Consider the following 5,630-nt stretch of genomic DNA (forward strand, 5'->3'; position numbering starts at 1 on the left):
ATTTAAAAATCGGTCATTATAGAAACGAAGAGGTAACAGCACCGGACGGTTATACCATTAACAAAAATTATGTCGAAATACAGGTGGACACCAATACCCTGTATCAGACTGATCCGGTATCAGGTGATGCAATCATTGAAGTTGTATATGAGAATCATCCGGTGAAAGGAAAACTCACTGTACAGAAAAAAGGAGAGGTTCTTTCGACCTATAAGAATGATTTTAAGTATGAAGTTCAGAATCTTTCCGGTGCAGTATATGAAGTGTATGCTGCAGAGGATATTTATACAGCTGATTTCCAGAAAGATGACACAGGAAAAAGAATCCTGAAATATGCAAAGGGTGAAAAAGTTGCAGAACTGACAACGGATGAATCCGGAAAAGCAGAGCTTGATAATCTGCCTCTAGGAGAATACAAAGTTGTAGAAAAGACTGCACCGGAGGGATTTGTATTAAATGAAGAAGAACAGAAGATTTCTTTCGTCTATGCAGACCAGGATACACCAGTGATCTCACAGAGTGCAGAGTTTATAAATGACCGCCAGAAAGTAGAAGTGTCAGTTGTGAAAAAAGATGCTGAAAATGAGAAAGGGCTTTCTGGAGCAGAGTTTGGTCTTTACGCAAAAGAGGATATAAAAGCAGGGGATAAGGTACTGGTAAAAGCAGACGAACTGCTTACAAAAGCGGTAACAGGTGAAGATGGAAAAACTGTTTTTGAGCAGGATCTGCCATTTGGAACTTATTATATAAAAGAACTGGCAGCACCAGATGGTTTTGTATCTTCAGATGAGCAGATTGAGGTGACTGCGAAATATCAGGGACAGGAAGTAAAAACAGTAAAACTGGAAACCGTTTTTAAGAATGAGCCGACAACAACTGAATTTACGAAATCAGATATTACAACAGGTGTGGAACTTGACGGAGCAACACTGACGGTTTTGGATTCAGACGGAAAAGAAGTAGAAAAATGGACTTCTGTAAAAGGAAAAGCTCATGTAATAAAAAGACTCCATGTGGGAAAAACCTACACACTTCGGGAAGAGTTTGCACCATATGGTTATCTGCAGGCGGAGGAAGTGAAATTTACAGTTTCTGATACTGCAGATGTTCAAAAAGTAGAAATGAAGGATGCTGTTCCGGTTGGACGAATCATCATCAATAAAAAAGGTGAATTTGTCAAAGAAGTTACCTGGAAAGATATGCTGGCAGGCGGCATGGACGCAGCATTTGGCTATGTTACAGGTTCTTTGAAAGATGTTACTTTTGAAATTTATGCAGCGGAGGATATCAAGGCTGCAGATGGGGAAAGCAGTGATTATTATAAAAAGGACGAACTGGTAGCAACAATTACGACAGATGCTCTTGGATATGCAAGATCAGAAGATCTTCCTTTAGGCAAATATTATGTAAAGGAAAAAGAGACGGCGGATGGATATGTTCTGGATGGAGAAATCAGAGAGGTTGATCTGACTTATCGTGATCAGAATACTCCGGTTGTGACTTATGATGAGGACTGGCAGAATAACCGCCAGAAAGCAAAAGTAACTGTAGTTAAGAAAGAAAAAAATACAGACCGTGTTCTGGAAGGCGGAGTATTTGCACTTTATACAAAGAATGATATTTTAAATGCAGAAGGCGAAGTAATCCTGAAAGCAGATACCATGATCGAGCAGAAAGCTACGGATCAGGATGGAAGGATTGTATTTACGGCAGATCTTCCAATCAATGGCAGCTACTATGTAAAAGAAGTGCAGGCTCCTGCTGGATTTGTGACAACAGAAGAAATCAAGAAATTTGATTTTGCTTATGCGGGAGAAGAGGTTGCAGAAGTATCCTTTGAGTTCACTTATGAAGATGAGCCAACTACTTTTGAAATCACAAAATCAGATATTACAACCGGGGAAGAATTACCAGGTGCAAAACTGAAAGTATCCGATTCAGAGGGAAACGTTGTGGATGAGTGGACATCCGGAAGCACACCACACATCATTAAGGAACTGGAAGTTGGAAAGAAATATACATTAACAGAGACAATTCCTGCTGATGGTTATGCAACTGCAGAATCCATTACGTTTGTAGTAGAAAATACTGCAGATATACAGAAAGTAGAAATGCAGGATGATACAACAAAAATTCTGATCAGTAAAATTGATATGACAGATGGAAGCAGCGAGGTAAAAGGTGCTAAACTGTATATTCTTAATGAAAACCAGGAAGTTATGGAAAGCTGGACATCTGGTGATCAGCCCCATTATGTAGAGAAACTTCCAATCGGTACTTATACATTATTGGAGGAAACAGCACCGAAGGGTTACATTGTGGCAAATAAAGTGACATTTGAGGTTAAGGACACCGGAGATGTTCAGGGAGCCAAAATGGAAGATGAACAGGCAATGGGCAAGGTAATCTTAAATAAAACAGATAAAGACACCAAGAAGCCAATGAAAGGTGTAGAATTTGCCCTTTGTGACAGTAAAGGTAAAGTTCTGGAAACTCTGGTAACAGACAGTGCCGGTCATTCAGAATCAAAGAATTATCCGATTGCGACTTTTAAGAATGGGCAGTATAAAAAAGCAATCACATACATCCTGAAAGAAACAAAAACACTGGATGGATATCAGCTTGATGAAACAGAGCATAAAATTCAGTTTGAGTATGTCAATGACCGTACTCCTGTGATTGAATATACTCTGGATCTGACAAATGAGAAAGCTCCGGAAAAAGATACTCCAGAAACATCAGAAAATCAGGAAGGCAGCACTCCTGTTTCCCATAGTTCTGATGCGACTTCCGTATCCAGTTCACCAAAAACAGGAGATAATACAAATATTGCTATTTTTGTGTTGGCGCTTGCAGTATCAGCAGGATGTCTGGGAACTGTAGTGACAGTTAAGAGAAAACGCAAATGATAATATAAATAGTGTTCTGGGGCTGTGGTTACTGCACAGCCCCATTTTGAAAAGGAGAAGAAATTGAAATTAGGAGCAAGAATAAGAAAAATCCGTATGTTTCGCAACATAACTCAAAAGGAATTGGGACGCAGGTTAGGATATGGGGAAAGTAGTGCGGATGTGAGAATCGCCCAATATGAAAGTGGACAGCGTACACCGAAGCAGGAAACGCTTATCCGGATAGCAGAAATATTGGAAGTTGATGTCCGAAATTTTTTAAGTCCTGGAATTGCGACAATGGACGAATTAATGGAAACTTTATTCTGGATGGATGAAGAAAATAGAGGGCTTTTTCATCTGTTCCTGCTAAATGATTCAGAAAGTGAAATAGTTGGAATCACAATGAGGGATAAAAAAACAATGTCTTATCTGCAGGAATGGATGGGGAAAAAGCAGAAACTGGGCGATGGAAGAATTACAGAAGAGGAATATCTGGAATGGAAACTGCATTGGCCAGAGGATAAGAGAAAAACAGAATATAAAACCGTATGAAGTAAAAAGGAATTGCTTTGCGGAGAGTTACCTGTTAGAATATTACTGGAGCAACCGTGTACAGGGTTGGTAAAAACCTCCTGGATTTTCAGATTCCGTTAAGGGATACAGAAGAAGGGAGGTGGAGCGAATGGATACATACGAAGTCTTGAGCTTATTGTTCTTAGGCGGTACGTTTCTGATTGCTTTGCTTGCCTATTTGGATAATAGGGACAACAAGCGAAAAAAATAGCCTACCCTGTCTGCCAACAGGATAGGCAGCTCTCTTTGAGAGCAAAATAAATTAAAACCTAATCCAGGAGCATCCACCTTGTGGGCGGTTACTCTTTTCAATTAGAATATAGCATTTTCTCTCCGAAAAGTAAAGTACATTTTATGCAGCCAATTCTAAAAAGAGTGGGCTGCTTTTTTATTGACAGGAGGGAAGTTAAATGTCTAAACTACAGGACATCCGAAACTTGGTACAGGAACATGCCGTATCAGTGAGCAGTTCGCCAGGGGATTGGATGGATTATATGGACACAGCATCAAGGTTATATCGTTATTCTTTTTCAGACCAGCTTCTGATCCATGCACAGCGTCCAGACGCAACAGCCTGTGCATCACTGGAACTATGGAATGAAAAGATGTTACGCTGGGTAAATCGTGGTGCAAGAGGAATTGCCCTGTTTGATGAAACCTGGCAGAATACCAAACTTCGTTATGTGTTTGATATTTCGGATACCCACATGGTAGCCGGAGGCAGAAGCCCGTATCTTTGGAAGATGCAGGAACACCAGAGAGAAGAGATCCTCACCCATCTGGCAGAAGTCTATGCTCTGGAAGAAAAGGATGCGGCAACTTTGCAGGACGCATTGATGGCGGTCGCAAGGGAAATGGTCAATGACAATCTGGAGGAATACCTGGATGGATTGGAATATGCTGTAGAAGGTACTTATCTGGAAGATCTGGATGAGGTGACGATCCGCAGTGATTTTCGTCAGCTGGCAACAGACAGTGTTTACTATCTGCTTTCCAGGCGATGCGGGCTTGACCCGATGGAACTTCTGGAAGAAGAGGACTTCATGCATATCACAGATTATAACCGTCTGTCAGTTCTCACCTTCCTTGGAAATGCGGCAAGCCAGCTCAGTGAGAGTATTCTGATTGATATTGGAAAGAACGTACATAAAATTTCTCTGGAAGAAGCGAGAAAAGAGGTTGAAAATTCCAATGAAAGGAATTATAATAACTTTACCACGTTAATTCGTGAAATCAAATACCAGGATGCAGAAACGAAAAAAGAAGAAAATATTGAAAATGAAGGAGGAACCGATTATGGAATTGACATATCATCGCAAGGGAGATTATCTGTTTCCGAATCTGACCGTCGAAGAGGAAGAAGTGACGATCGGGAAATATGGGATGCTGCGGAGGACATTTCTGAAAGAACACAAGAACAGCCTTTATCAGAGCCTGTTCCTGACCGGGAAGCTGAACAGCCATCTGGAACAGGTCGAGAAAGCAGCACAGGAGAGAATGGACAGCCAGATGGAGAAATTACTGGAGAAGAATCCGGCACCGGACAAGGAAGCAGATCCGATGGCATGGACAGCACACATGAACGCACTGATGGCAACAGCGGAAGAGAGCATCTTGACGGAATTGGTATACAGTTAGTCGAAGATACAAGAGAAGATGGATTGAGTAAAGCAGAGGAAGAGATCGCCTCTGCTTTATCTTTGCCCGAATATCCTACCGCAGATGAACAAAGACGGCAGATCGAGAAAAGGGCAGCTGCCCTTTATGCCGGAGAAATCCCGATTCCAGAGGAAGTTGTCGATGAGATCTTACGGACAGGAGGAAACCGGAAAGCCAGCCAGCTCCGGATCATCTATAATTTCATGAGTGAACAGACACCGGAGGAATATACGGAGTTTGTGAAGCGTGAATACCGTAAAGGTGGAAAAGGTTTTCAGATTGATGGAAATGAATATTCAGTCTGGTTTGATGAAACCGGGATGCAGATCGCAGTAGGGCATACGGTTACAGACCATATCTTAGATAAGGCATTTTTATCATGGGAAGATGTCAGCGGACGTATCCATCAGCTTTTAGACCAGGGTGAATATGCACCGCAGTCTGTATTGGATGCGGCAAGAAGTAATGCAGTAAAAGAACACGCCCAGGCTCTTGCCTATATGAAAG

At 41.5% G+C, this 5,630-nt stretch carries 3 protein-coding genes and 1 pseudogene; all 4 read left to right on the forward strand.

Features of this window, described 5'->3' with window-relative positions:
* Window positions 1-2,909 (forward strand): SpaA isopeptide-forming pilin-related protein (locus ACTNES_RS19130; RefSeq protein ID WP_441040406.1); only part of this gene is annotated, 2,909 nt, incomplete at its 5' end.
* A 63-nt stretch (window positions 2,910-2,972) separates the two neighbouring features.
* Window positions 2,973-3,443: a helix-turn-helix domain-containing protein gene (locus ACTNES_RS19135; RefSeq protein WP_118511759.1), complete on the forward strand. Its 471-nt coding sequence runs from the start codon at window positions 2,973-2,975 to the stop codon at window positions 3,441-3,443.
* Window positions 3,444-3,573: 130 nt separating this feature from the next.
* Complete coding sequence (locus ACTNES_RS19140) at window positions 3,574-3,675, forward strand: putative holin-like toxin (protein ID WP_015524590.1); 102 nt, start codon at window positions 3,574-3,576, stop codon at window positions 3,673-3,675.
* A gap of 199 nt (window positions 3,676-3,874) precedes the next feature.
* Window positions 3,875-5,630 (forward strand): annotated as a pseudogene (locus ACTNES_RS19145) (DNA methylase); the annotation flags it as partial.

This window comes from Blautia sp. HCP3S3_D9 (assembly GCF_052063845.1).
Taxonomy (GTDB): Bacteria; Bacillota; Clostridia; order Lachnospirales; family Lachnospiraceae; genus Blautia_A.

Excerpts from the sequence above, each read along its gene's own strand:
- ACTNES_RS19140 (WP_015524590.1), top strand. The coding sequence starts at position 3,574 with ATGGATACATACGAAGTCTTGAGCTTATTGTTCTTAGGCGGTACGTTT.